2 protein-coding genes and 1 pseudogene are annotated in these 1,058 nt (G+C 48.9%); all 3 read left to right on the top strand.

Annotation, left to right across the window (positions count from 1 at the left end):
- The coding region (locus F6K37_RS44155) for a hypothetical protein (RefSeq protein WP_287257448.1) at positions 1–276 on the top strand (276 nt) is incomplete at its 5' end.
- 73 nt (positions 277–349) lie between these two features.
- Positions 350–808, top strand: a complete 459-nt coding sequence (locus F6K37_RS44150; protein ID WP_287257447.1) for a heavy metal-responsive transcriptional regulator — start codon at positions 350–352, stop codon at positions 806–808.
- Positions 809–831: 23 nt separating this feature from the next.
- A pseudogene (locus F6K37_RS44145) lies at positions 832–1,058 on the top strand (WD40 repeat domain-containing protein); the annotation flags it as partial.

The following is a 1,058-nucleotide window of genomic DNA, read 5'->3' as shown; positions in this document are numbered from 1 at the left end:
GCTTATCGTAAAGAGCCAATCTCAGGCTTCATCGTGATTATCGGAGCGGTGGATGCTGTCATTGGTGGTGTAGGCGGACGCTGGTCATTATTCAGTTTTGGACTGATGATGGTGGGAATAGCAGTGGTAGTCCGTTGGTGGCAAAGCCAAAGTCAGCAAACTGAACTGGCTGAGCAACCTGTGGAGCGGTATCTTCCCCCCAGTTCTTCCCGTCCACCATTACCAATGTTGAGTGCTGTCAAGCGTCAAGCACCTCGACGTCAACCACCTCGATAGGTCAGGCTGTTTTAAGATCAAACTGTTCATCCCTAAGGGAATAGGGGAAACAAAGGGGAAAGCATAGTCAACAGTGGTCAGTTACCAATTACCAATTACCAATGATCTTGTCACCAATTCATCAGAGGACTGGCTCAAAATTGGTCAGGTAGCTAGTCATAGCGGGTTGCCCGTGAAGACCATTCGCTATTACGAAGAGATTGGTCTGCTTAGGCCAGTCACAACCCGCTCCCCTTCTGGCTATCGCCTGTTTACCAACCAGGTGCTGAATCGACTGGCTTTTATTAAACGCGCTCAATCCCTAGGACTTAGCCTTAGTGAGATTCAAGACATCCTCAAAATCCATGACTTTGGTGAGTTACCTTGTGGAGCGGTTAAGCAGCATCTACTGCTCAAGATTGAGGCAATCACCGAACAAATAGAAGCATTGGAACTACTAAAGTCGGAGTTGTTGGGTATAATTTCCGGTTGGCAAGAACATCCCCCTGACGCGGTGAAAAGTAAGACGATTTGCCCTAACCTTGGCCAATAGGCCACGCTACGCGAACAACAACAATGAAAAAAACACCGTTGGCGATTTTGGGAACTGTGCTCGGGATCATGGCACTGGTCACCAGTACCACCTACGCTAGGGAATCAAGACTGGGCCTAATGGTTGCAGCTATGCCGGAAATGGCTTCATCCCAGGTCCAATCTTGGAGAACTCCTCAATTGGTGCGTACCATTACAGCCCATTCTACCGCTGTGGATGCTCTGTCATTTAGTCCTAGTGGGCGAGTGCT

Origin of the sequence: Moorena sp. SIO4E2 (assembly GCF_010671945.1) — a bacterium.
GTDB classification, from domain to species: domain Bacteria; phylum Cyanobacteriota; class Cyanobacteriia; order Cyanobacteriales; family Coleofasciculaceae; genus Moorena; species Moorena producens.
Note: the sequence above shows the minus strand (reverse complement) of the source record. Positions and strands in the feature narration are given on the sequence as shown.